At 58.6% G+C, this 25,264-nt stretch carries 23 protein-coding genes; 11 read left to right on the forward strand and 12 right to left on the reverse strand.

The features are described 5' to 3' along the window. The first annotated feature begins 312 nt into the window (after positions 1–312). The 4 genes from ACZ25R_RS05730 (at position 313) to ACZ25R_RS05745 (ending at position 5,854) form a co-directional block, all read left to right on the forward strand. Positions 313–3,582 carry an adenylate/guanylate cyclase domain-containing protein gene (locus ACZ25R_RS05730; RefSeq protein ID WP_472460526.1) on the forward strand — a complete coding sequence of 1,090 codons (3,270 nt, stop codon included), beginning with the start codon at positions 313–315 and terminating at the stop codon, positions 3,580–3,582. A gap of 23 nt (positions 3,583–3,605) precedes the next feature. Beyond that, positions 3,606–4,286 (forward strand): peroxiredoxin-like family protein, encoded by a 681-nt coding sequence (locus ACZ25R_RS05735; RefSeq protein ID WP_472460367.1) that lies wholly within the window; start codon positions 3,606–3,608, stop codon positions 4,284–4,286. 102 nt (positions 4,287–4,388) lie between these two features. After that, positions 4,389–5,024, forward strand: a complete 636-nt coding sequence (locus ACZ25R_RS05740; protein ID WP_472460368.1) for a DUF1326 domain-containing protein — start codon at positions 4,389–4,391, stop codon at positions 5,022–5,024. Continuing rightward, positions 5,021–5,854, forward strand: a complete 834-nt coding sequence (locus ACZ25R_RS05745; RefSeq protein ID WP_472460369.1) for a DUF2182 domain-containing protein — start codon at positions 5,021–5,023, stop codon at positions 5,852–5,854. The genes ACZ25R_RS05740 and ACZ25R_RS05745 overlap by 4 nt, the downstream gene beginning before the upstream one ends. 53 nt (positions 5,855–5,907) lie before the next feature. On the opposite strand, the gene ACZ25R_RS05750 is transcribed toward ACZ25R_RS05745, so the two are convergent. Further along, positions 5,908–6,771 carry a protein-L-isoaspartate O-methyltransferase family protein gene (locus ACZ25R_RS05750; RefSeq protein ID WP_472460370.1) on the reverse strand — a complete coding sequence of 288 codons (864 nt, stop codon included), beginning with the start codon at positions 6,769–6,771 and terminating at the stop codon, positions 5,908–5,910. A gap of 252 nt (positions 6,772–7,023) precedes the next feature. Here ACZ25R_RS05750 and ACZ25R_RS05755 point away from each other — a divergent pair, with 252 nt between their 5' ends. The 6 genes from ACZ25R_RS05755 to ACZ25R_RS05780 all read left to right on the forward strand — a co-directional run bounded on the left by ACZ25R_RS05755 (position 7,024) and on the right by ACZ25R_RS05780 (position 14,180). Beyond that, positions 7,024–8,655, forward strand: coding sequence for an amidohydrolase (locus tag ACZ25R_RS05755; RefSeq protein ID WP_472460371.1), 1,632 nt, complete (start codon positions 7,024–7,026; stop codon positions 8,653–8,655). A 44-nt stretch (positions 8,656–8,699) separates the two neighbouring features. Then, positions 8,700–10,301: an ABC transporter substrate-binding protein gene (locus ACZ25R_RS05760; protein ID WP_223614426.1), complete on the forward strand. Its 1,602-nt coding sequence runs from the start codon at positions 8,700–8,702 to the stop codon at positions 10,299–10,301. Between the two features lie 178 nt (positions 10,302–10,479). After that, the gene (locus ACZ25R_RS05765; RefSeq protein ID WP_472460527.1) at positions 10,480–11,415 is read left to right on the forward strand and encodes an ABC transporter permease; all 936 of its coding nucleotides are present in this window, start codon (positions 10,480–10,482) and stop codon (positions 11,413–11,415) included. A 5-nt stretch (positions 11,416–11,420) separates the two neighbouring features. Next, positions 11,421–12,242 (forward strand): ABC transporter permease, encoded by an 822-nt coding sequence (locus tag ACZ25R_RS05770; protein WP_223614428.1) that lies wholly within the window; start codon positions 11,421–11,423, stop codon positions 12,240–12,242. Next, a complete protein-coding gene (locus ACZ25R_RS05775) occupies positions 12,239–13,219 on the forward strand; it encodes an ABC transporter ATP-binding protein (RefSeq protein ID WP_472460372.1) in 981 nt (326 codons plus the stop codon). Before ACZ25R_RS05770 ends, ACZ25R_RS05775 begins: the two co-directional genes overlap by 4 nt. Further along, a complete protein-coding gene (locus tag ACZ25R_RS05780; RefSeq protein WP_472460373.1) occupies positions 13,212–14,180 on the forward strand; it encodes an ATP-binding cassette domain-containing protein in 969 nt (322 codons plus the stop codon). Before ACZ25R_RS05775 ends, ACZ25R_RS05780 begins: the two co-directional genes overlap by 8 nt. Here the strand turns inward: ACZ25R_RS05780 and ACZ25R_RS05785 are convergent. Genes ACZ25R_RS05785 through ACZ25R_RS05795 form a run of 3 tightly spaced genes read right to left on the reverse strand, consistent with a single transcriptional unit; the run spans position 14,153 to position 16,309 of the window. Then, positions 14,153–14,368 (reverse strand): hypothetical protein, encoded by a 216-nt coding sequence (locus ACZ25R_RS05785; RefSeq protein ID WP_472460374.1) that lies wholly within the window; start codon positions 14,366–14,368, stop codon positions 14,153–14,155. The genes ACZ25R_RS05780 and ACZ25R_RS05785 overlap by 28 nt on opposite strands. Further along, complete coding sequence (ssuE, locus tag ACZ25R_RS05790; protein WP_472460375.1) at positions 14,337–14,918, reverse strand: NADPH-dependent FMN reductase; 582 nt, start codon at positions 14,916–14,918, stop codon at positions 14,337–14,339. Before ssuE ends, ACZ25R_RS05785 begins: the two co-directional genes overlap by 32 nt. After that, positions 14,915–16,309, reverse strand: a complete 1,395-nt coding sequence (locus ACZ25R_RS05795) for an LLM class flavin-dependent oxidoreductase (RefSeq protein WP_472460376.1) — start codon at positions 16,307–16,309, stop codon at positions 14,915–14,917. The genes ssuE and ACZ25R_RS05795 overlap by 4 nt, the downstream gene beginning before the upstream one ends. A 156-nt stretch (positions 16,310–16,465) precedes the next feature. On the opposite strand from ACZ25R_RS05795, the gene ACZ25R_RS05800 reads away from it, so the two are divergent. Then, positions 16,466–17,410: a LysR substrate-binding domain-containing protein gene (locus ACZ25R_RS05800; RefSeq protein WP_472460377.1), complete on the forward strand. Its 945-nt coding sequence runs from the start codon at positions 16,466–16,468 to the stop codon at positions 17,408–17,410. A 26-nt stretch (positions 17,411–17,436) separates the two neighbouring features. Here ACZ25R_RS05800 and ACZ25R_RS05805 read toward each other — a convergent pair whose 3' ends face one another. From ACZ25R_RS05805 to ACZ25R_RS05840, 8 genes are read right to left on the reverse strand one after another with little or no spacing between them, the layout of a single operon-like run. Beyond that, positions 17,437–18,915: an HAL/PAL/TAL family ammonia-lyase gene (locus ACZ25R_RS05805; RefSeq protein WP_472460378.1), complete on the reverse strand. Its 1,479-nt coding sequence runs from the start codon at positions 18,913–18,915 to the stop codon at positions 17,437–17,439. Then, on the reverse strand, positions 18,912–19,913 hold the full coding sequence (locus ACZ25R_RS05810; RefSeq protein WP_472460379.1) for an ornithine cyclodeaminase family protein: 1,002 nt from the start codon (positions 19,911–19,913) through the stop codon (positions 18,912–18,914). Before ACZ25R_RS05810 ends, ACZ25R_RS05805 begins: the two co-directional genes overlap by 4 nt. A 14-nt stretch (positions 19,914–19,927) precedes the next feature. Beyond that, positions 19,928–21,250: an LLM class flavin-dependent oxidoreductase gene (locus ACZ25R_RS05815; protein ID WP_472460380.1), complete on the reverse strand. Its 1,323-nt coding sequence runs from the start codon at positions 21,248–21,250 to the stop codon at positions 19,928–19,930. Next, the gene (locus ACZ25R_RS05820; protein ID WP_472460381.1) at positions 21,247–22,224 is read right to left on the reverse strand and encodes an LLM class flavin-dependent oxidoreductase; all 978 of its coding nucleotides are present in this window, start codon (positions 22,222–22,224) and stop codon (positions 21,247–21,249) included. The genes ACZ25R_RS05815 and ACZ25R_RS05820 overlap by 4 nt, the downstream gene beginning before the upstream one ends. After that, the gene (locus ACZ25R_RS05825) at positions 22,221–22,961 is read right to left on the reverse strand and encodes a DUF427 domain-containing protein (RefSeq protein ID WP_472460382.1); all 741 of its coding nucleotides are present in this window, start codon (positions 22,959–22,961) and stop codon (positions 22,221–22,223) included. Before ACZ25R_RS05825 ends, ACZ25R_RS05820 begins: the two co-directional genes overlap by 4 nt. A 54-nt stretch (positions 22,962–23,015) precedes the next feature. Then, positions 23,016–23,948 (reverse strand): ABC transporter ATP-binding protein, encoded by a 933-nt coding sequence (locus ACZ25R_RS05830; RefSeq protein WP_472460383.1) that lies wholly within the window; start codon positions 23,946–23,948, stop codon positions 23,016–23,018. Then, positions 23,945–24,586 (reverse strand): ABC transporter permease, encoded by a 642-nt coding sequence (locus ACZ25R_RS05835; RefSeq protein ID WP_223614445.1) that lies wholly within the window; start codon positions 24,584–24,586, stop codon positions 23,945–23,947. The genes ACZ25R_RS05830 and ACZ25R_RS05835 overlap by 4 nt, the downstream gene beginning before the upstream one ends. A gap of 9 nt (positions 24,587–24,595) precedes the next feature. Beyond that, complete coding sequence (locus tag ACZ25R_RS05840) at positions 24,596–25,213, reverse strand: ABC transporter permease (protein WP_472460384.1); 618 nt, start codon at positions 25,211–25,213, stop codon at positions 24,596–24,598. Positions 25,214–25,264: the final 51 nt, after the last annotated feature.

Here is a 25,264-nt window from a genome sequence, read left to right on the forward strand (position 1 = left end):
CTGGCGGATAACGCGGACATGCAGCCCAGCTCGGACATCTCTTGAAAAGGGCCGGACCATTGGGTCCGGCCAAGTTGTGAAGGCCCAAGACCTTCTCCCTGGGGTGGGGGATGTCGGCACCCAAGAGGAGTGGTGCCGACATGTCTTCAGTAATGCCCTGCTAAAGCACTTGCAACCCGATTGTCTCCAGCATTCTCATATTATGGGCCGCTTGCCAGTCCCTCGCAGCAGGTTCATTATTTAATGGGGAATCCAGCCCGTGGGACGAAGCGCGGCAGGATCGTACATCCGGGTTCCTGCGAGGTCATATCGATGAACTGCACGGGTTGCGGTTTTGACGTTCAAAGCGGTTTTGCGTTTTGCCCAAAATGTGGCGCGAAACAAGCCAGCGCGTGCCCCAACTGCGAATATCTGTGTCCACCAGACTTCGTTTTCTGCCCAAAATGCGGAGCCCAGATCGCCGATCCGCCGACAATCAGCGGCCTGCAAAGGCCGCAAGAATCGTCCCGGCAAGCTCTCCGGCCCACGCTGGTAAAATCCGAAACCGGTGCGGATCGCCGTACCGTTACCGTGTTGTTTGCCGATCTCTGCGGTTTCACCACATTGAGCGAACAACTCGATCCGGAAGTCATGCAAACGCTCCAAAACGAACTTTTTGAAGAGCTGACGGCGGCGGTACAGGGCTTCGGGGGCTTTGTCGACAAATTCATCGGCGATGCGCTGCTCGCATTGTTCGGGGCACCGGTGGCGCATGAAGACGACCCCGAGCGAGCGCTCCACGCGGCGCTGGACATGGTCAGCCGGGCCACAATGGTGGGAAAACGCTGGCAAACACGCTCGCATTCGCCCCTGATTCTGCATGTTGGCATCAATACAGGCCCGGTCGTTGCCGGCGGCTTTGGTGCGGGCAACGCCAAATCCTATTCAGTGACGGGCGATACGGTGAACAGCGCACAACGGCTGCAGTCGATGGCGCAACCGGGCGAGATCCTCGTTGGGCCGCTGACCTATCGCCTCACGCGACATGCATTCTCTTATGATTCGCTTGGTGACCAGGCCCTGCGTGGCAAGGTTGGCAGCGTTCTCGTACATCGGCTGGTGGGAGCACTCGAGGAGCCCCGCACCGCACGGGGCCTCGAAACACTTGGCCTGAGTGCGCCACTGGTCGGGCGTGAAAAGGAACTTGCCCGTATGCTTGGCTGTCTTGATCTGGCAGCCGCAGGTCGAGCCCAACTGGTACGGCTGATCGGCGAGGCAGGCATTGGGAAATCACGCCTGACCGAGGAATTCCTGGCAAACACGCGTGATGATCCTCGTTTCACCAATGTCGTGGTCCGGCGAGCCATCTGCTCACCGCTCGGTGAGCCGTCATATGGCACGCTCGCTGCTGTGTTGCGCAGTGCCTATGAAATCAACGCCAATGAATCACCGGAGAAAACAAAGGATTTGCTCGCCGCCGGGCTGAGCGAACTTGGCCTTGCCGCCGGTGAAGTGAAGCAATTGATGCCACTCCTGCTTTACGTTATCGGTCTTGGCGAATCCGATGATGTGCTGCATCAGGTTGAACCGGAGCAATTGCGCCGGCAGATCTTCTATGCAATCCGCACTATTTTCGAGCAGCGCCTGGCGCGTTCACCCCTGCTGCTTGTCGTCGAAGACCTCCATTGGGCAGATACGGCATCACTCGAGGCATTGCGCTTTTTGATGGACCGTCTGGAGCGCAGCCGCTTCATGCTGCTGACAACCCATCGGCCTGCATTTGACACGGATATGCTGGATTCAAGCCGTATCAGCTTGACGGCGCTGCGCCTCCCACCTTTGCACGCCAATGACGGTCGAAAAATGCTCAGTGCATTCTTCGGTCACGGCTCCAGCGGATTGCCAGCCGATCTGTGCAACAGCATTGTCGATCGCGCCAACGGCAATCCTCTGTTCATCGAGGAAATTGTGCGTCATTTCATTGAGGTTGGAGCCGTGCAAAGGGACAACCGGCATTGGCGGGTGGCAAACAGGGAGGCGGCTGCCGACATTCCCGTCGGCATACAGGCAATGTTGCTCGCCCGAATGGACAGGTTGCCGCCGGAAGTGCGCAGGTTGGCCCAGGAGGCCGCAGTTATCGGGCCGCGTTTCGATGCAGAATTATTGAAGACCATTTCGGTGGCCCCGGCAAACGTCGAAGCGGGGCTCGATCTCCTTTGCGATGCTGAAATCATCGAAGAAATTCCCGGTGCAAACCCGGTATCGGCGCCAGGCTACCGCTTCATCCAGACGCTGCTTCACGATGTGATTTACCACAATCTCCTGTTGCAACGACGCATTGAGATGCATGAGCTCATCGGCGATACATTGGAACGATTGTATGGAGACGATCCAGAACGTCTCGAAGATCTGGCAATGTTGGGTCACCATTTCAGCCAAACCGCCGCCACGACGAAAGGTGCGCACTACCTGATGGCAGCGGGCGACCGGGCGCGCAAGACATACGCCAACGATGACGCGGTCCGTCTCTACAGGCAGGCACTGGATGCCCTGTCGAATACTGGTGACCATGGGCCGGAATCGCTGCTCTTGCGCGAACGCATTGCCGATCTCTGCGGACCCGCAGGTCAGCGCGATATCGCCGATGAACAATACCAGACCGTCCTTAACATTCATCGCGCCAAGGGTGACCTCGCCGCTACCGCAAGAATATTGCGCAAGCTTGGGCGATTGCTTTGGGACTCCGGCAAACGCGATCAAGCAGAGACACGCTATGCCGAGGCAGCAGCGCTGCTTGAAGGGATAGATCCGTTGATCGAGCATGCGCATCTCGCGCAGGAACGCGGCCGCCTTGCATTTCGCACTGGCGACCACACGGCCGCCGTGCGGTGGGCGGACGAAGCACTGCGTTTTGTTCAAACCATGGCACCTGAAGCCGGCGCCGAAAGTGACATCGAAACTGCTCGGGTTACGGCCGAAGCGCTGAACACCAAAGGGGTGGCGCTTGCACGGCTTGGCCGGAGCCAGGAAGCGGTGAGCGAGGTGGAGCGCAGTGTCAAGGTCGCTGAAGATGCAGGCCTTCTAAGTGCAGCCTGTCGCGGCTACACCAATCTGTCGGTGCTCTATACCATGGTCAATCCGGAACGCGCGATCCGGGTGTGCCGGCGCGGGCTCGGGGTGGCGCGCCGCATCGGCGATCTGGGCTTTCAGGCGCGTCTTCTTGCCAATCTTGCCGTGGCCTACTGCACCTTTACCGACCGGTGTATCAGCGAGGGCGTGCCCGCGGCCGAAAAGGCAATCGAGATCGATCGGGCGCTGGATCAGCGCGACCATCTCTCGGTTCCCCTCATCGTGCTCGGCCAAATTCATCAGTGCCACGATCAACCGGAACTGGCGCGTGAATGTTACAATGAGGCCCTCGACGTGGCACGCGAAATCGGTGAACCACAATTGCTGTTTCCGTGTTATGATGGGTTGGCGACGCTCAATCTCGACCTCGATGATTTGGCCGAGGCGGAGCGATATTTCGCCATGGCGCAAGAGGTCTGCGCACAGCATGGGCTCGACCCCGAAGCGCTTGTCGTATTGCCATTTCTCGATTAGTCGAGTGGAAGGGGATGACGCATATGTCGGAGCCTCATATCAAAGGACCGTTACAGCCGGGCGACCGGGCACCCAATGTTGTGCTTGACGCGATTACCCGCCAGGGCAAAGTCGCCATTGATGATTTTCGTGGCCGCAAACCGGTATTGGTGGGCCTGTTTCGTGGCTTGCATTGCCCCTTCTGCCGGCGCCAGATCACAGCCATGTCGCAGCTTGAAGGCGCCCTGCGCGAGAAAGGCATTGACAGTCTGACCGTGGTGAATACGCCAATCGACCGCGCCCGGCTCTATTTCAGATATCACCCATTGCCCAACCTGCTGGCCGCATCCGACCCGGAACGGATCTCGCACCGGGCATTCGGCCTGCCCAATGTTGAATTCACCGAGGCTGAAAGCGATTGGCCACGCAAGATCAGCACAGAGGCCGTCACGAATATGCGCATTGAGATGCCGGGCGAATTACCCGAACCGATGAATGCGATGGCAGCGGTCGAGTTTCTCGACAAATTGGATGGATACGAATTTTCCGAAGCCGACCGCCAGATGATCGCCACCGGTGAAGGTCAGCTCGTGGGAGAGTTTCTGCTCGATCGTGACGGTATCGTACGCTGGAGCTTTACCGAAGTACCCGAAGGTGGCCGTTATATGTTTGGGGTGCCGGCACCGCAGGAACTGATGTCCGCCGCTTCGCAGATCGCTGGGTAGAGCGACGCTGTTCTGCCTGCAAGGCAGGCCCAGCGCCGGATGAACTGTCAAATATCCGTTGGAGAACAAAGAACAAAATAAAACAATAATGAGGAGGAGAAAATGACGGACGTTAAATGGACTCTCGTGGGCCGTGAATTCGTACACTGCAACTGCGCCTATGGTTGCCCCTGTCAGTTCAACGCTTTGCCTACCCAGGGGGATTGCTGCGCGGTTGCAGCCCTTGCGATCGAAGAAGGTCATCACGGAACCACCAAACTGGACGGGTTGAAATGCGCCATGATCGTGGCCTGGCCCGGAGCGATCCATGAGGGCAAGGGCCAAGCCGTGCCGATCGTCGACGAGCGCGCTTCGGCGGAGCAACGGGAAGCGCTGTTACGCATCATGAGCGGATTGGATACCGATCCCGGCGCGACTTTCTTCCAGGTCTTTTCGACGACGTTCGAGAAAGTCCACGACCCGGTTTTTGCAAAAATAGATTTTGAAGTGGATGTGCATGGCCGTGCGGCGCACTTGAACGTTCCGGGATGGATCGAGGCTCGCGGCGAGCCGATCCTCAACCCCGTCACGGGCCAGACTCATCGCGCGCGCATCAATCTGCCAAACGGTTTTGAGTATGACACATGCGAAGTCGGGCGCGGATGGGCCGAGACGCAAGGTCCCCTGAAGCTGTCTATTCCCAACTCTCATGCGCAGTTCGCCAGACTGCACCTGACCCAGAGTGGTGTCGTGCATTGAATGCCACGGGCGCCACAGCGCTCGAAGCGGTACTTCGACGCGATCGATTGATCGTCGCCGCATCCCTTGCCGTGCTCACGATGATCGCCTGGGCCTATATTCTCTGGCTCGCGCGCAGCATGAACATGAACAATGATGGCATGGCAATGCAGGGCATGGACGCCGCTTCCATCGATGTGATGATGATGTCCGGGTTTCGGTCGTGGACCACGACCGAATTTGCCGTCACGATGTTGATGTGGGTGGTCATGATGATCGGCATGATGACCCCCTCCGCCGCACCGATGATTTTGCTCTATGCGCGGGTTGGCCGTCACGGCGAGGTGCAGGGCAAGCCATTGGCTGCAACGGGATTTTTCGTTGCCGGCTATTTTCTGGCCTGGACGGCTTTCGCCTGTGCGGCGACCCTTGGTCAATGGGCACTGGAGAGCACCTTGCTGCTCACCCCCCTGATGACAAGCGCGAGCGGAATTTTCAGCGGGGTTACGCTCATCGCAGTCGGGCTGTTTCAATGGACGCCCCTGAAGGATGTTTGCCTCCGACAGTGCCAGGCACCCGTCATGTTCATTCATCTGCACGGCGGGTTCCGGCGTGACCCGTTGGGCTCCATTGCCCTTGGATTTCGCCACGGCATCTATTGCATTGGATGCTGCTGGGCGTTGATGGTCTTGCTCTTCATCGGCGGGGTGATGAATGTCCTGTGGATTGCAGCCGTCGCAATCTTTGTCCTTGCCGAAAAGCTTGTGGCAAGGGGACGCTGGTTTTCCCGCTTATCCGGCGTCGGGTTGTGCCTGGCCGGGTTGTGGTTGCTGGGAGCAACGATCCTCTGACTTGTCCGGCGCAATGGAATATTGGAAAATGCATTCTTGCTCGAAACCGGCTCTCAATCGTAGGTAAGCGACCAGCCTGGAGCCCGCAGCCAGCAGCGTTCTGTTGGTATGTCGTCGGTGCGATAGAGGCGAGCGACCCGCTTATAGTCGCCGCTCTCAAAGGCTCTCGCGAGCGCTTTTTCTGATGCTGCATCGCGCATCCCCTCGCATGGGAAGATCGCCACCGGTGATATCCACCTGGCCCAAAACGTCTCTGCTTCGCGCGTTATCAGAAAGACGGCACCATGGAGTTGTATTTTGCTCCAATCGCTGCTGAAGCCCTTTTCGGTCGTGAGCGGAAGGATAAGCCTTCCGCCTTCCTTGAGGCGGTCGAGCCAGATATCTGCGGGTTTGGTAGCGCCCGCGTTGACATAGATCAGGTCTGCGGATTCGAAGTCAACTTTGCTTCCATCGCCCTGTATCACGCAAACGTTCGAATACCCGGCAAGGTTTGCGCGGGCCCTTTCAGCAAGTTCCGGGTCATACTCAATCGCGGTCACCTTGCCGGATGGACCAACGAGTTGCGCCATAATCGCCGAATAATAGCCAACGCCCGCGCCCACATGCACGATGTGTTCGCCTTCCCGCGACGCGCTCTGTGAAAGAAGGAAAGCATGCAGCGAGGGTTGCCCGTTGTTGATATGCCGTTCAGGCAGAATTCCAACAAGACTGTCGGTGTAGAGATAAACCGGGTCGGCGGTGGGCGTCGGAGTATAGGCTTCCTGCCAACGCAGGACGGGCCACGGTCCCGGCCCGAGGTAGTCCTCTCGCGGGACGGTCGCAAATGCGTCCTCTACGGGCTCGTCAGCGATCCCTGCAGCTGCTGCGATCTGCATCGCATAGGCGCGCCGTATTATCTTCAGCTCGTCAGGTGTCATGAGCATAATACCCCGTTGATTGGAAGAGTAATCCTAACGAGCAACATTCCCAAATCCAATGACGTTGCGTGAGTTAGACTTTGGCCTTGATACAACTGTTTCGGCAGATCGCCGCCCACGTCGTCGATCTGTTTACCAATCGACAGCCAGCATATCAATTCGATGAAAAATAATGTGGTTTCCGTAGCTTGCAATCCATTTGAGATGATGGAAGTCTTTAAAAAAACACAAGCATGACGGGAACCGTGCTTCATGACTCCACCAAAACTGGTCGCTGCAGACAGCATTTTGCACAATGGTAACATCTGGTGCGGATACGAAGAAGGCGTCGTTGAAGCGCTGGCCATATGGCAAGGCAAGATCCTTGCAACAGGCTCATCCGCTGAAATGCTGGAACTGCGAGGCGCGCATACGAAGCTCGTCGATCTCCGCGGAGCATTCGCAACGCCCGGCCTTAACGATGCGCATCTGCATTTGATTTCTACAGGCTTAACACTCCAATGGATCGATGCAACGCCGGCTAAGCTTCCAACACTTGACGCTCTGCTTGGCGCTATCGGAGCCAAAGCTGCCAGCCTTCCCAAGGGCGAATGGATTCTGGCGCGCGGTTATGACCAGACCAAGCTGGATACGGGCCGCCACCCCTTGAAATCGGAGCTGGATCAGGTGGCCCCCGACCATCCGGTCATGCTGACGCGGGCCTGTGGTCATGTTTCAATCTTCAATTCCGTAGCTTTCGCCAAGGCGGGTGTCGACGAAGCCTATGCCGCTCCGTCGGGAGGCATGATCGAACAGAAAAATGGTGTCTTGACCGGTATGGTCGCTGAAAATGCCCAGGACGTTCTGCGTGCCGCCATTCCTGATCCCGATGAAAACCAATTGATCGAAGCGATCGAAACAGCCGGGAACATGCTGCTCTCCTATGGCATCACGTCGGTCATGGATGCTGCGGTGGGGCACGTTGCCGGCTTTAACGAAATTCGCGCCTATCAGGTTGCTCGGCGTGACAATCGGCTACCAGTCCGCAGTTGGCTGGTTTTGCTTGGCGACCCCGGCAAATCGATTGTGCCCGACTGTTATCGCGCCGGGCTTGTCTCGGGGGTTGGCGATGACATGCTGACCATTGGCGCCGTCAAGATTTTCCTCGACGGTTCAGCGGGCGGGCGTACGGCCTGGATGTCCAAACCCTATCTCGGGGACGATAACAATACCGGCATTCAGATGCTGCCAGATGCTGAACTGCAGGATCTTGTCATGGATACCCATAACAAGGGCTATCAACTTGCCTGCCATGCCATCGGCGATCAGGCCATAGAACAACTGATTACGGCTTATGAAAAGGCGCTTGCTGCCACGCCTGATCCAAACCGTCGCCACCGGATCGAACATTGCGGATTTTCAACGTCCTCACAGCATGATCGCATGCAGAACGCAGGCATCTATCCCTGCCCCCAGCAGGTTTTCATCTATGATTTCGGTGATGCCTACATTTCGGTTCTGGGTGATGAACGCAGCCGCTCCAGCTATCCATTGAAGACGTGGGCCGATCTCGGTTTCAAGCCTGCCACAGGCAGCGACAGCCCGGTCTGTCATCCCGACCCGTTTCCGAATTTGTACACGATGCTGACGCGCAAAACCTGGAAAGGGACGGTGATGGATGCCGCGCAATCCGTTTCCATCGAAGATGCGCTGCGCGTTTATACCGAATATGGGGCTTTCTCCCAAAAACAGGAACACATCAAGGGTCGTTTGGTACCCGGGCAGGTTGCTGATATCGCGATCTTCTCACGCAATCTGTTGACCGCGACACCGGAAGAAATCCTGCACGAAACCCAGTGCAATATGACCTTGAGAGGCGGGGAAATCGTTTTCACGCGAGACTAGAACCTACCAATACCGTGCATAATCATAACAGGGGGAAACACTCAATGTACAAACGGTTCGTGCTCCAATCAACTCTGGCTGCCGTGCTGCTTGCCGGAGTGGCGATGTCAGCATCCGCGGAAGAACCACGCAAAGGCGGCACGATTAATTTCGTTGCTCCCTATGGTTCGAGCTTTGGCACGCTTGATAACCAGGCGAGCCCGGCAACACAGGATGAGTTTGTCACCAAGGCCATTCACCGACGACTTTATGCCTGGGATGGCAATGCCAACAAGCCGGTGCTGGATCTGGCAACCGATGTCAGTGCTTCGGCTGATCGTCTGACTTACACGTTCAAGCTGCGTCAGGACGCGTTTTTCCACAATGACAAGAAGATGACTGCCGATGATATCATCGACAGCTACAAGCGCATCATGACGCCCGGCAAGGCCTATACGGGTGCGCGGTACATCGGCGCAATCAAGGGTGCAAGTGACTATTCCGACGGCAAGGCAAAGGATATTGCCGGCTTGAAGAAGATCGACGATTTCACGCTGGAAATCACCTTCAATGAACCCGTCAATCCGGCGTTCCAGCTCATGCAGCCAAGCACGGTGATCTATCCGTCGGGTGAAGCCGACAAGGACAGTTTCAAGAGTCATCCGATCGGCCTTGGACCTTATAAGTTCGCCGAATATATTCCGGGCTCACGTCTGACCGTTGAAAAATGGGACAAGTTCTACGGAGCTGACAAGCCACATGCCGACAAGATCAACATCATGATCATGGGCGAAGCCTCGGCGCGCGACGTCGCTTTCCGCAACAAGGAGGTCGATGTCTCCGTGCTCGGACCGGCGCAGTATGTTGCCTATAAGAATGATCCGGAACTGTCGAAGAATATCTTGGAAGTGGCCGAGGTCTATACGCGTCTCGTCGGCTTCAACGTGGACTTCAAGCCGTTTCAGGATAAGCGGGTCCGCCAGGCAATCAACTATGCGATCGATTCCGATCTGATCATCAAGCGTCTGGGTAAGGATAAGGCCTATCGCGCTGTGAGCTGGTTGCCGCTTTCGTCACCCGCCTTCGATAAAGCCGCCAAACCCTATCCTTATGATCCCGAGAAAGCCAAGGCGCTTTTGAAGGAAGCCGGCTATCCCGATGGATTTGAGTTTGAACTGACAGCCACCCAGAACGAAAGCTGGGGTTTGACCATCGTCGAAGCGATTATTCCGATGCTCGACAAAGTCGGCATCAAAGTCAAAGCCAAGCCGGTTGAAGCGGCTGTTCTGTCCGAGGTGGTTCCAGCCGGTGATTTCCAGTCCTTCATGTGGTCCCTGGAAAGCGGTCCTGATCCAATGACAGCGATGCAGTGCTTCTATTCAAAGACCTCACAGTCAGCCTGCAATTATTACAAGTTCAACAACAAGGACTTTGACAAACTGTATGAGGCAGCATTGAGCGCGCCGACGGAAGAGCAGAAGAATGATCTTTTGCGTCAGGCGAATAATCTGCTGCAGGACGAGGCCCCCGGCTGGTTCTTCAACTACAACAAGGCGGTAATGGCCTATCAGCCCTGGCTGCATGGTTTGCAGCCAAACTCGGCGGAGCTGGCCATCCAGTCTTATGAACAACTCTGGGTAGACGACGGCGCCCCATCGGGCCGCTGAAGCAACGGTGACCTGCCCGCCGTCAACGACATGACGGCGGGTCAGCCTTTTCATCTCGCGTGAAGCGCTGCGCACGTACCCTCATCTCCCAACATCAAGCGGCGTGAGGGACGCATCGGGGCCACTATACCGGACAAGGCGGACGCGACCGCCATCCGAACGAAAGGACATGGATCCGTTGCTTCGATTTATCATTCGGCGAGTTCTGCAGATGATACCGACCATTCTGGCGGTATCTTTGCTGATCTTTGTGATTTTCAGCGTGATACCGGGCAGCTTCACATCAAGCCTGATCGCTGATGGCAAGGGTCGCAATGATCCGAAAGTCGTCGAACAGATGAACAAGGAATTCGGGCTGGACAAGCCCGTCTATCAGCGGTTCGGTAGCTACGTCGTCAATCTCGCGCAGCTCGATCTCGGACAGTCCTTCCGTACGCGCCAACCCGTCACGCACATGTTGCTGGAGCGGGCATGGCCAACCATAAAACTGGCCATCGCTGCAATGGCGATTGCCATCCTCATTGGCGTGCCGCTTGGGTTCGTCGCGGCGCTCAAACCCGGGAGCCTTCTGGACACGGCCACGATGATTGCAGCCGTTTCGGGCCTGTCGCTACCGCAGTTTTGGCTGGGGCTGCTGGCTATGTATGTCTTTGCACTCACACTGGGCTGGCTGCCGAGTTTCGGTTATGGCGATGGCGGAATACGCAATCTGATCCTGCCGGCCGTGACGCTCAGCGTGGCACCCCTGGCGCTGCTTGCCCGTACCACGCGGGCGGCGGTTCTCGACGTGATGAGCGCGGACTTCATTCGCACCGCCCGCTCGAAAGGCATGAATGCCTATCGTCTCGTCACATGGCACCTGATGCGCAATGCGCTGGTGTTGATCATCACCACGGTTGGACTGCAATTCGGCTCTTTGATGGGACAGGCCGTGGTGATCGAGAAGCTTTTCTCATGGCCTGGCCTTGGTTCCCTTCTCGTCGACAGTGTTTCCATGCGGGACATACCGGTGGTACAGGGTGCCATCCTCATGATTGTATTGTGGTTTTTGATCATCAATACGGTTGTCGATGTTCTTTACGCGGTCATTGACCCGCGCATCAGCCACGGGTGACGGATATGCGACTGCGTTTCAACCTTCTTTTCGGTGGCGCCATCTGCCTGATTATCCTGACGCTGGGCGTGTTTGCACCTTTGTTCGTGCATCACGATCCGATCCTTGATGCCAATTTGATGAATGCGGAATTGCCCCCGAATGCCGATTTCTGGTTCGGAACCGACTCGCAAGGCCGCGATGTGTTCAGCAGGGTGCTTTATGGGTCCCGTGTGTCGCTGACGGTCGGTATCGTCTCGCAGCTGATCAACAGCTGCATAGGCCTGCTGTTTGGCATATCAGCTGGCTATATCGGCGGAAGATGGGATGAATTCGTCAGCGGGCTTACCAATGTGATGCTGTCGATCCCCTCACTGATTTTTGCGTTGGCGATTATGGCCATTCTCGGTCCTGGCCTCGGCAGTTTGCTGATCGCACTTGGACTGACCAACTGGTCATGGACCTGCCGGATTGCACGCTCGTCAGCGTTGTCGCTGAAGAGCCAGGGCTATGTGCAAGCTGCCAAGACGCTTGGCTATAGTGATATCCGCATCATGATCACGCAGATCCTGCCCAATATGATCGGCCCCATCCTCGTGATCGGGACGCTTGGCATGGGTGATGCCATTCTTGCCGAAGCAGCGCTTTCCTATCTGGGACTCGGCATCAGACCACCCTTCCCCAGTTGGGGCAGCATGCTGACGGATGCACGCGAATTGATCGCCGTTGCACCCTGGGCAGCCATATTCCCGGGGATCGCTATATTTCTGACCGTGCTCGGCCTCAATCTGTTTGGAGATGGGCTGCGCGATTACCTCGATCCGCATATGAGGACACGCAAGGCATGAGCGCTTCCCCTTTGCTTGAGGTCAGGAATCTGCATATTGATATGCGTTCTGGACAAGAACGACTGAATGTCGTTGAAAACGTTTCTTTTTCGATCGGTGCCGGCGAGACGTTCGGACTTGTCGGCGAAAGCGGATGTGGCAAGAGTATAACCGCTTTGTCGTTGATAGGTCTTCTCAACAGGCCGCTTGCGGTTGGACAGGGTGAAATCCTGTTCAAGGGCCAGAACCTTCTGAAGATGAACGGCAGCGAGCTGCGCAAACTGCGCGGCAATCGAATCTCGATGATTTTTCAGGAACCGATGACAGCGCTCAATCCGCTGGCGACCGTCGGACGTCAGATTGCCGAAATGTTCGTCTTGCATCAGGGCTCGACCTGGCACGAGGCTGAACGCAAGGCGATCGCCGCACTGGCACAGGTTCAAGTGCCCGCTCCTGACAAGCGCATCAAGAACTATCCGCACCAGATGTCAGGCGGCATGCGCCAGCGCGTGATGATTGCAATCGCATTGGCCTGTCATCCCGACCTGCTGATTGCCGACGAACCCACGACCGCGCTCGATGTCACCGTTCAGGCGGAAATTCTCAAACTGATGCAGGAACTCTGCGATCAACGCGGTACATCAGTTCTGATGATCAGTCACGACCTGGGCGTTATCGCGAAAATGTGCCAGCGTGTTGGCATCATGTATGCGGGGCATCTCGTTGAGGAACGGGCAGTCGCCGATCTCTTCCGCCATCCGGCTCACCCTTACACGCACGGCCTGCTCGCTTCATTGCCGGTCTTGGGGCAGCGCAAGCTGAACGAGCGCAAACCTTTGCAGGAAATCGAAGGAATCGTGCCATCGATTGCCGCTTTTCCCACCGGTTGCCGTTTTGAACCACGCTGTACGCGCGCCTCAACAATCTGCCGCGACGCAGTACCGGGCCCATCCGTTCTCGGGGACGATAGCTTTGTGAGGTGTTACCACCATGGCTGATCAAACCCAACCTCTGTTGCATATTGAAAATCTGAGCGTGTGCTTCCCGGTATCGGCGGGATTGTTCCGTCGTTCGCATCAAGCTGTGCGGGCAATCAATAATCTCAGCCTCAGCCTTCACAAGAACCAATGCCTGTCCATTGTCGGTGAATCGGGCTGTGGCAAATCTACCCTGGCACTGACAATACTGGGTTTGCAGCACCCCACGCAGGGCAGCATTTCCTTTGATGGAAAGCCTATCACCGGCGCGGCCCAGCCGGGACGCATGCAACGCGCACGCATGGCTCAAATGGTGTTTCAAGATCCCTATGCGTCGCTCAATCCACGCCAGACAATTCACGCGGCCCTTGCTGGGCCGCTGAGGCTGCATGGGTTGCGCAACAAAGGTGAAGTCGAAGACCGTATTGCGACGACCCTGAAAATGGTGGGATTGAAACCGGAACAGGCGAAGCGCTATCCGCATGAATTTTCGGGCGGTCAACGTCAGCGCATCGGAATTGCCCGCGCATTGATCCTCGACCCGAAAGTCATTGTTCTGGATGAGCCGGTTTCCGCGCTCGACGTGTCCATCAGGGCGCAGATTATCAATCTGCTTTTGGACCTTAAAGAACGGCTGGACCTGTCTTACATCATGATCAGTCATGACCTGAGTGTTGTTGAACATATGAGTGACCGGGTCGCCGTGATGTATTTTGGCCAGATCGTTGAGGAAGGTCCGTGGCAAAGCATTTTCGCCAATCCGGTCCATCCCTATACGCGCCGCCTGCTCGCCGCCATTCCGGATCCGTTCATGATCATCCGCCACGAGGACATGACCCGCAAGGACATGCAGCCGCCGCCCCTGTCAGGCTTTTCCTATTACCCCGAGGAAATCGGCACACATGACGTCTATCAGTCACCGCCTCCCACGGAATTCCTCACTGTTGGGGACGATCACAAGGTTCGCTTCATAGCCAGATAACCGGACCAAAACGCTTGGCATGTCAGATCGGTCGAGCCGATGATCGGCACACCTTTCTGTTCGCGCGGCAACACATAGCCGCAAAGCGGCTGGCCGACACGCTGATAGTCAGTTTCGATATCTTCCCGCGACAGCGTGGTCTGAATTCTTCGCCAGTTACGCAACGGTACGGCCGCGCGGATGTCCAAGCATTGCAGCCCTTTCATCATCTGTCAGGGAATAGATGAAGTTATCGCAGGCGTGACGAAGTGCGGCCCAAAGCGGGTCGAGCAGCGATATCATTTCACCGGCTTTGGGAAAATCGCTCTCACACACGTAATGCGACTGGACGACATGGCGCGCGCCCATCGACTGAAACACCGGGCGCAGACCGTAATCAAGCGCCAGGACATGGGCGAGGCTGCCGCCAGTCCCAAGCGGCAGGATAACCTTTCCAGCCAGTGCAAACTGCGGGAGCACGTCCAGGCCCGCTTTCAGCAGACCCGAAAACGATGCCTTATAGATCGGCGTGGCGATGATCAGTCCATGCGCAGCGGCAACCTTTTCCAGGAAAGACGCCACCGACGGAGCCTGGACGTCGGCTGACAGCAAAGCGCCGGGATCGAGATGCCGCAGAACCACGTGTTCCGCCTCGATTTTCTGTCCGCGCAATTCGTCCAGAACCGCCTCCACGACCCTTGCGGTCTTGGACGTGGCGGAAAGGCTTGCGGATATCGCGAGAACTTTCCGGTTGCTCATGGTCGAACTCCGGTTTTTCCCGCCCGGACGCGATCTGGCTCGCCGGCGATTGCTTCGCGACGAGCAGCAAATGCATTCTGCGGCCGCGCCAGCCCCAGACGGTCGCGCAAGGTGCCGGGCTCGTACTCCGTTCTGAACAAGCCGCGCCTTTGCAATTCCGGCACCACGGTCTGCATGAAATTCAGCCAATCCTCCGGCAGCAGCGGAAACATCAGGTTGTACCCGTCAGCCGCTCCCGAGACGAACCAGGCCTCCAGCTGATCAGCGACTTGCGAAGGGGTCCCCGCAACGAGCGGAACCGAGCCGGTATTGGCGATCTTGCGGGCGAGCTGACGTATGGAAAGGCCCTTGTTCGCGTCGTCCTTGACAAGCGCGAGCCAGGTGCGCCAGCCATTGAACGTGCCCTCGTCGGGCAGATCCGGTATGGGCCCATCGAGCGGATAGAGGGACAAATCCACCCCTGCCCAACTGGAAAGAAGATCGACGGCAACTTCATCGAGCATCAATGTCTCAAGATAGTCCTGTTTTTCCTGCGCCTCGGATGCCGAGGCGCCGACGATTGGCAGGATACCCGGCAGGAGCTTCAGGCTTTCCGGCGAGCGGCCGTGTTTCGCCAGGCGGTTGTTGATGTCCGCGCGATAGCTCAGTCCTTCCGCCTCGCTGCGAATGACGGCAAAATGCACGTCCGCATGCGCCGCGGCCAGATTCCTGCCCGCATCGGACGATCCGGCCTGGACGATCACCGGATGGCCCTGCGGCGGTCGCGGCACGTTGAGCGGCCCCTTTACCTTGAAATGCTTTCCCCTATGGTCGAGATAATGGACGTATTCGCGATGGGCGAAGAGGCCGGTTGCCTTGTCGATGACAAGCGCGTCGTCTTCCCAGCTGTCCCACAAGGCTTTGGCCACGTCGAGGAACTCGGCGGCACGCTCATAGCGGACCGCATGTTCGATATTGGCATCGCGGCCAAAGTTGGCGGCCTCTTCTTCCAGCGCCGATGTCACGACGTTCCATGCGACCCGGCCCCTGCTGATATGATCCATCGAAGCAAACATGCGGGCGGTGTTGAACGGCTCGTTGTAGGAACTCGACGCTGTCACCATGAAGCCGATGTCCTTGGTGACAGCCGATAGAGCCGATACCAGCGATAAAGGTTCCAGTCTGGGATTGGCATAATGCGCCAGCCCGCTGCCATAGGTATCCCAAACGCCGAGATGGTCGGCGATGAAGATCGTATCGAGCTTGGCCCGCTCCGCTGCCTCAGCCAGTCGGCGGTAATAATCCAGATCGAGGAATTCGCGGCCGGGTGCACGCGGGTGCCGCCACGACAGGCGATGATCTCCTTGGGGATTGAAGAAGAAGGCAGCTAAAATCATCTGTCGGCGCGACATGGCGGGCCTTCCCTTGGCAGGTGTTTCGTTGATCGCGCTTGCCCCGGATTGGCTGTCTCCTGCGCTGCCGGTTAAAGTAAGCGAGGCTTTCCCTTCCCAAAAGAGATGATTTCTGCGAAAAAGATAAGCTCAACTTATCTTTTCCGGGATGGCAGGATGACAGGTATCCCCTCTTTACGCGGCTTGCAGGCGGTCGAAGCCGCCGCCCGCTGTGGAAGCTTTGTCGCTGCGTCCGAAGAACTGGCGATTTCGGCTGCGGCAGTCAGTCAGCTCATTCGCACGCTCGAGGATCAGGTCGGGCGCAAGCTGTTTCATCGCATCAACCGACGTGTCGTGCTGACCGAGGCCGGATTGGAGATTTTTCCGCGGCTTGCCAATGCCTTCAATGAACTCCGGAGTGTGTCGCGTGAGCTCGGCAGCGGCAACCCGCGATCCTCCCTGGTGGTGTCGGTGGCACCATCGGTTGCCATGGGCTGGCTTTCCTCACGTCTGCCCGGATTCGTCAATATCCATGGTCCGGTCGACGTCTCCCTCAGGGGTGAAGATGATCCGGTGCCATTCGACCGCGACCTCATCGACATGCGCTTGTCCTATGGCGCCTTTCATTACCCGGAACATGTCACCGAAGCGATCGGCACCGATGCGGTCTATCCGGTGTGCTCGCCGCGCTTCCTGGCTGGACATGGCCCGATGACCTCTCCGGAAAGTTTGCTGTCCGTCCCCTTGATCCACACCGATTGGGGTCCTGCTGGAGCTTCCTTTCCATCATGGCGGAACTGGTTCGCATCCGCCGGCGTGACGCCGGGCCGCCATATCCAGCATGGGATGACCGCCAACTCATCCATGGCGGCGCTTGACCTGGCACGCGGCGGACTGGGCATAACGCTGGCGCAGGGGTTGTTCTGTGCCCGCCAGGTAGAATCGGGCGAACTGGTCGTTGCCTGCAATCACGTGCTCGAACTAGCCAGCCCCTATTGCATCACCACCCCGCGCAGAAGCGCACAACGTTCCGTTGTTGCAGCCTTCAAATCATGGTTCATCGATGAGTGCCTGCGTTGTGTGAACGCGCCAGCGCTGTTGGCTTCCAAGGTTCAGCGGTAACTCGGCAGCCAGCAGCTGCAGCTCCATCACGCGCCGATATCCCGCAGACGCTCCGCAAGGCGGGACACATCATGTCCGAGCGGTCGGTCTTCGATGAGAGGCCCGGCAATGGATCGCACGATATCATGGGTCTGTTGCGTACCCCGGCCGCAGCGATGGCCTGCACGCAGATCGACTGCTTGCGCCCCGGCCAGCATCTCGCAGGCAACAAGATGCCGCCAGAGATCGAGCATATCGGCGCACTTGGCCACCGCCAGAAGTGTCTGGGTGGCGTGGTCTTCCACCCCTTCGGATACGGGCAGGAAATCCAGCAACACCGGATTCGCCTTGTGGCGGATGGTACCGACAAGCGCCGAAACCGTCTTCTGCAACGGGACAAAACCGGCAGATGCTCCACCCACAGGCGAGAGATAGCGCGGCAGGCCATTGCGGCTAGAGCCGGTCAGTTGAATGAACCGGGCCGCGCAGGCAAGCGCCGTCTGGGCAATGGCAAGTCCCAGGGTTTCAAACGCCAGCGCCAGGGACGGTGTGTGGAAATTGCCCGTCGAAAGCACCCTGTTCTCATCGACAAGCACCAGCGGATTGTCCGCTGCCGCATTCAGCTCGATCTCCACGGCTTCTCTGGCTGCATTCAGCGCATGCGCCAGCGCACCATGGATCGATGCGGCACAGCGCAGGCTGAGCGGATCCTGAATGGCCGCGCGCGCTTCATGCAGCGACGAGCCTTCGAGACGGGCAAGGAGCCTTTCCGCTTCCAGCACTTGCCCAGCGGCAGAGCGGGCCTGCTGGATGGCAGGGTGGAGGATCAGCGGATTGCCGCCAAGTCCCTCAAAACTGAGTGCAACGGCCTGCCGCTGCCATTCGAGCAAGTCCATAGCATCGCTCAAGGCCAGCGCGCCCTTCCCCACCGAGACTGCCGAAGCGTTGAGAAGCGACAGCCCGTCCTTCGGACCAAGTGTGGAGGGTCGCAGACCGGCCTTCGACAGGGCTTCGGCCGAGGCAAGCACCGCGCCTTCATATTCGGCCTGTCCCTCGCCGATCAGGGTCTGGGCAATGGCAGACAGCAGAACAAGATCACCCGCACCGATCGAACCGATGGATGGAACAAGCGGATGCACCTTATGATTGATCAGCGCCAGCAGATCGGCAAAGACTTCAGGCGAAAGGCCGGAGCCGCCAACCGCCAGCATGGACAGGCGCGCCGCCAGGACAGCACGGGTTTCGTCGCGCGGCAGCACTGGACCGACACCGGCACCCCGTCCGCGCACCAGCTGCTGCTGGAATTGGCCCGTTTCATCAACAACCGCTGTCTTGAGATTGGCGCCAAGCCCCGTGTTCAGGCCATAAATCTGCTGCCCGGAGGCCGCTGCCGCATCGAGCACGGCTCTTGCCCGGACCAACCGGGTCAATACATCGGACGTCGCACTGACGGTAACATCCTTGCGCGCAACGGCGGCAATATCGGCGATGGTGACGCCTGAACCCGTGAGAACGAGCGTGTTCATGCGAACCGCAGCCTCTGGCCGATATTGTTCGCCTTGGCTTTCTCAAGCATGGCATAGCCAAGCGCAATATCGCTGAGCGAGAGCCCCCTGTGCCAGAACAGGATGGTTTCACCGTCGTTCTCGCGTCCCGTCCGGTGACCGGCGACAATCTGGCCAAGCTCCGCATGCAATGTCTGTTCGGACAGCTTGCCCGCCTCGACATGGGCCCGCAGCGAACCGAATTTGCCGCCTTTGCACTGGCCCCAATCGTCCACCACCAGCTTGTCCATGATGTCGGTGAGCGACAGTTCCACCGCGCTCATCGTGCCATAGGGCACCACGAAGGCACCGGGCTTGATCCATTCGGTCTTGAGCATCGGTCGCGGTTCAGGCAGGCGCGATGCCTCGACCACGATATCGGCACCCTCCACGCAGGCCTGCCAGTTGTCGGTAACGGTTATCGGCTTGCCGAGATCATCCGAGAGTTTTTTCGCGAAGGCGTCGCGGCTTTCCGGGCGGCGCGAATGCACGCGGATTTCATCGAAATCATAGAGATGGTCGAGCAGCCGCACATTCCAGTATGCGGTGCCGCGCGCGCCGATATGGCCGAGCACCTTGGAATTCCTGCGCGCCAGATGTTTTGCACCAAGGGCGGTGATCGCACCGGTCCGCATATCGGTGATCACTGTGGCATCCAGAATAGCCTTCGGCGCGCCGGTGCGCGGATCGAACAGATTGAGCACGCCGAATTCGGAGGGATAGTTCAGCTTATAATTATCAACGAAGTCCCCGACGATCTTGACGCCTGCCAGATTGAGCGGCGCCACATAGCCGCGCAGCACGTTGAAATGGCCATGAAACGTTTCATCGGGTTCCAGATGCACCCGCGGCTCGATCACGGTCTGGCCGTTACCCTGCGCGGCGAGCGAGGTCTCGATTGCCGCCAGAATTTCCGCATCGGTCAGCGCAAGCGCCTCGATGTCGAGTGCATTCAGATAGTCGATATAGATCGGTTTCATGCTGTTCTCTCTGCTCATGACGAACGGGCCGGTGTCTTGACGCCCAGATTTTCCCGCAGCGTGCACCCTTCATATTCCGTGCGAAAGAGGCCCCGGCGCTGCAATTCCGGCACGACCAGTCTCACAAAATCGTCGAGCCCCGTGGGAAAGAGCGGCGGCATGACATTGAACCCGTCGGCTGCCTTGCCGCGAAACCGCTCTTCCAGCGCGTCGGCGATCTGGACGGGCGTGCCGATCAGCTGCCAATGGCCACGCGCACCGGCGAAATGCCGTGCCAGCTGCCGGATGGACAGATTTTCCCGCCGGCCGAGATCGATGATGAGCTGCTGCCGGCTCTGAATGCCGTCGGTTTGCGGCATATCCGGCAAAGGTCCGTCGAGCGGATAGGCCGACAGGTCTTTGAGGCTGAGATAGCTCGCCAACAGCGCCACACCGACCTGATCGGGGATCAATTCCTGCAGCGCATCGTATTTTGCCCGCGCTTCGCTTGCCGTCTCGCCGACGATGGGCGAAACCCCGGGCATGATCTTGAGATCGTCTGCCTGTCGGCCGAATTTCGCCAACCGGGCTTTCACGTCGGCATAGAAGGCCTGCGCCTCGCCCATGGTCTGGGCTGCGGAAAAGACCACGTCGGCAGTGCGGGCGGCAAGGTCCTTGCCGACATCAGACGCCCCGGCCTGCACCATCAGCGGCCTGCCCTGCGGCGATCTCCGGCTGTCCAGCACGCCCGTGACGGTGAAATGCGTGCCGCGATGATCGACCGGATGAAGTTTAGCCGGGTCGGCATAGATGCCCCGCTCCGCGTCGAGGACATAGGCGCCGTCATCCACGCTGTCCCAGACGGCGGTAGCAGCTTCGGCAAACTCCTCAGCCCGTTCATACCGCTGGGCATGCGGCCGCAAGCCGCTTGAGACGAAATTCTCCGCTTCAAGATCGCTGGCTGACGTTACCAGATTCCACCCGGCCCGGCCGCCGCTGAGCTGATCGAGCGCGGCGAATGTCCGGGCCAGACCATAGGGTTCGTTATAAGTGGTGGAAGCCGTGGCGACGAGACCGATATGGGAGGTGTTGACCGCCAGCGCCGCCAGCAGACTGAGCGGCTCGAAACTGGTCGAGCGCGCCGCCTGACTGGCAATCTCCGGGTTGCGCTCGCGAATGGCCGCAGCGTCTTCGATGAAGACCATGTCGAATTTTGCCCGTTCGGCCGTCTGCGCCAGCTGAATGAAATGGCCGATATCGGCCCGGGCATTGGCAAGGGCATCGGGATGGCGCCAGGCGGCGATATGATGCCCGCCCGCCATGAGAAAGGCACCGAGTTTCATCTGGTCCCCACTCATGATGCACGCTCCAGACGAGCAGGATGCGCAAGACCGAGATGGCCGCGCAATGTCACGGCATCATATGCAGGGCGGAACACACCGCGCCGCCGGAGTTCTGGAATGACCTCATCGACAAAGCTGGCAACCCCTTCGGGCGCACTAGTCGGCAGGACGACAAATCCGTCGAGACCGGCCGCAGCTGCCTGCTCCTGCATCTTATCGGCAATGTCGGAAGCGGTTCGAATGGACGGAACGATGTTCGCAAAAAGCCTTATATCCTCACGCTGGCGTCCAAGCGCCACGAGGCGTTCAAGCAGACCGGCGGCAAGCACTTTCCATGTATCCCGTGTTGTCTCTGGCAGGAAAACCACATCCGCCATCGCGGCAATATCGAGCGTGTCCGGGGTCAGGACATGGCTGATGACCGGCCTGCCCTGCGGTGACGGATTGACATTGAGCGGGCCGCGAACGGTGAAATGCGCGCCCTTGTGGTTGAGGACATGCATTTTGTCCGGTTCGAAAAACCGTCCCCGAGCCTTGTCATAGACAAAGGCGTCATCCTCCCAGCTATCCCAAAGCCCCGACACCACGGCAAGATATTCCCGATCACGATCGGGATCACCGGAGCCGATCACGTTCCAGCCGGTACGCCCTCCGCCGATCAGATCGAGGGACGCGAAACGCCGGGCGAGATTATACGGTTCATGCTGGTGTGTAGCGGCGGCGGCAATCAACCCGATCCTGCGCGTAGCCGTCGCCAGCGCCGACACCAGCATGGTTGGCTCGAACGGCATGGCGAGCGGCGAAAGATCATCATGAGGCCGCTGACCAAAGCTATCCGCCAGCAGGACGAAATCCAGCACGCCTGCTTCCGCCTGCTTCACCTGCGCCGCTATGTGACTGAAATCGAGCGCGTCCAGGTGGCCGCTTTTTGCGCGCCAGGCGGTCGGATGATGGCCGAACGGCGTCAGTGACAGGCCGATATGCATCATTCCGTATCCCCGGCGCTGACGCGGATTTCATCGACCTTTTCATTGTAGAACGAGATCAATCCCTTGATCCGTCCACTTTCGTGGAGCGGCTCCGGATAATACCAGACGATGTTCTCGTGACGCTTTCCATCGAGATCGAAATGATAGTAGGACGCCCTGCCCTTATAGGGGCAATAGGTGTGCAGCGCACTATCCGCCAGCGTGCCGGCAATCAGGTCTTCCACGGGAAAGTAATAGCGCGGGATCAGGCTGGTCTCGAACAGGAAAACCGCGCGGTTCGTGCGGGCAACCAGCGTGCCGTCGACAAAGACCTCCACACGGCGCTTGCTGTCGATCGTATCGACCCGCCAGTGAACATTGCGTGGATGGCCGAAGATTTCCTCATCTTCCTCAAACCAGCGCACGGCGCTCCAGGCCACCGTTGCATAATCCGCCAGTTCGGGCACGCCCTGCGGCACATGCTCGTAACTCCAGGCACTACCCTCAGCGCCCTTGAGCGACCAGTAGCGCCTTGCCCCGAGCACCGGCGATGCCCCGGTCTTTTCCGACGGCTGGAGAAGATCAGCGCGGAAGTCCGACTTCGGCAGGTAGTACACGGGGTGACCGCCATTTTCATAGATGACGATGGCCTGCGTGCTGTCGGCGATCACCTCTTCACCCAGCTTCAGGCGGATACGGCGATAGGTCGGTTCAATCAAAACCGCGGGCACTTCCCGGGAACGATAGCTGATGGACATAAGCACTCTCCAAAGGTGAGTTTCTATCGGCAGGCCTGATCAGACGGGATGCGATCAGACCGAAAAAATCGCATCGCGCGTCAACCGGCCGGTGACGGCCCCGGCCCCATCCACGACAGCAAGAACATCGCTGTTTGCAGCGACCATCAGCGCCAGCGCATCGCGCAGGTTGCTGGTGGCAGCGACGGGATGCGCTCCGTCCCGCGGCTTGTCCGCCGTCATGGCATCGCTGACAGTAAACAGGCTCAGGCGCTTGATCGCCCGGTCTATGCCGACGAAGTTTTCGACAAATGCGTCAGCGGGGTGGGAAAGGATTGCATCGGGCGTATCATACTGGACGATCCTGCCGCTCTTCATGATGGCGATGCGGTCGCCCAGACGGATGGCTTCGTCGAGATCATGGGTCACCAGCACCACAGTCTTGCGTACCCTCTGCAATATCTGGCGGAACTCATCCTGCAGGCGGGTTCGGGCAATCGGATCGATGGCACCGAACGGTTCATCCATCAGCAGCACGGGCGGGTCGGCCGCAAGCGCACGCGCCACGCCGATGCGCTGCCGCTGGCCGCCTGAAAGCTGCCGGGGATAGCGCTTGAGCATTTCGGCCGGATCAAGACCGACGAGATGCAGAAGCTCGTCGGTCCGGTTCCGGATCCGTGCCTCATCCCAGCCAAGCAGCTTGGGTACGGCGGCAATGTTCTGGGCGATGGTCATATGCGGAAACAGACCTACCTGCTGGATCACATAACCGATATGGCGACGCAGGATCACCGGATCAACCTTGGTAACGTCTTCGCCGTTGACAATGATCTTGCCTTCGGTCGGATCGATCAGCCGGTTGATCATGCGCATGGTCGTGGTCTTGCCGCAGCCCGACGGCCCGATCAGCGCAACTGTCGAACCCTCGGGCACGATCAGGCTGAGATCGTCCACCGAAGCAACGCTGCCTTCGCCATAGCGTTTGGTGACGTGGTCCATATTGATCATGCGGATGTTCTTTCTGCGAAGAAGATTTTTTCGGCCCGGCCGAGAATGAATTCCGTTGCCAGCGCCAGAATGGCGATGGGAACCGCGCCAACCAGAAGGCGCGACATGTCCATCATGCTGATGCCGACAGCGATGAAATCGCCAAGGCCGCCGCCGCCGATAAATGGAGCAAGCGTTGCACCGGCCAGCACCTGCACGGCGGCAGTGCGTGCGCCGGCGAACATGGCGGGCGCAGCCAGCGGAATGCGAATCTTGCGCAGCACCTGTCCACGGCTCATGCCCATGCCGATTGCGGCTTCCACTGCATCCGGATCGACGTCGCGCAGACCGATAAAGGCATTGAGCAGAATGGGCGGCAGCGCGAGCACGGTCAGCGCGACAATGGATGGCCACAGGCCGATACCGAGCAGCGGCATCATGATGGCGAGAATGGCAAGGCTCGGGATCGTGCGCAGCGCATTGATGGAATTGATGACCGCAAAGGCCAGTCCGCCGCGATTGATGATGAGAACGGCAAGCGGCAAGCCGATAGCCAGCGCAAACACCAGCGACACGCCGGACATGACCAGATGCTGGCCGAGCGCCCGCAGGAATTCAGGCTGGTTGTTGACGATCCAGTTGAAGGCGGTGATCAGCATGGCCGCCCCTCAACGCCAACGAACCAGGGCTTTTTCAGCCTGGCTCAGAATGAGGTCAAAGAACGTCGCCATCAGCGCCGTCAGGATACCGCCGACAAGGATTTTCTCCGTATAGCTCTGGTCGATGCCCATAAGGATGATTGTTCCGAGCCCGCCGCCGTCGATGAAGGCCGCGACGGTGGCAATGCCGATGACGGTCACCAGCGCGATGCGGATACCGGACACGATGAGCGGCAGGGCCAGGGGCAGTTCGATGCGCACCAGCCGCTGCCAGGCGCTGTAGCCCATGCCATCGGCCGCATCGAGCACATCGGCGGGGACGCCGCGCAGGCCGGTCACCACATTGCGCAGAAGAATGAGCAGGCAATAGGAGGACAGGCCGACCAGAGCCGGTTTGGTGCCAAGACCAAGCCAGGGGATGAGCAGCGCGAACAACGCAAGGCTAGGGATGACGAAGATGATGCCGGTGATCGTCAGGACGACGGCATAGAACCGCGGGCGCCGGGCGCAGATGATCCCAAGGATCAGCGCGATGACGAGCCCGATCAGAACGGATGAAACCGACAACACGAGATGCTGCCATGTTGCGGTCAGAATTTCCGGAATGTTTTTGGGAGCCCAGTTCAAATGCGTCGTTCCATAGCGGCCAGAATTGAAACAGCGGAGACAATCCTATCT

This window comes from Phyllobacterium sp. RCAM01083 (assembly GCF_055685835.1).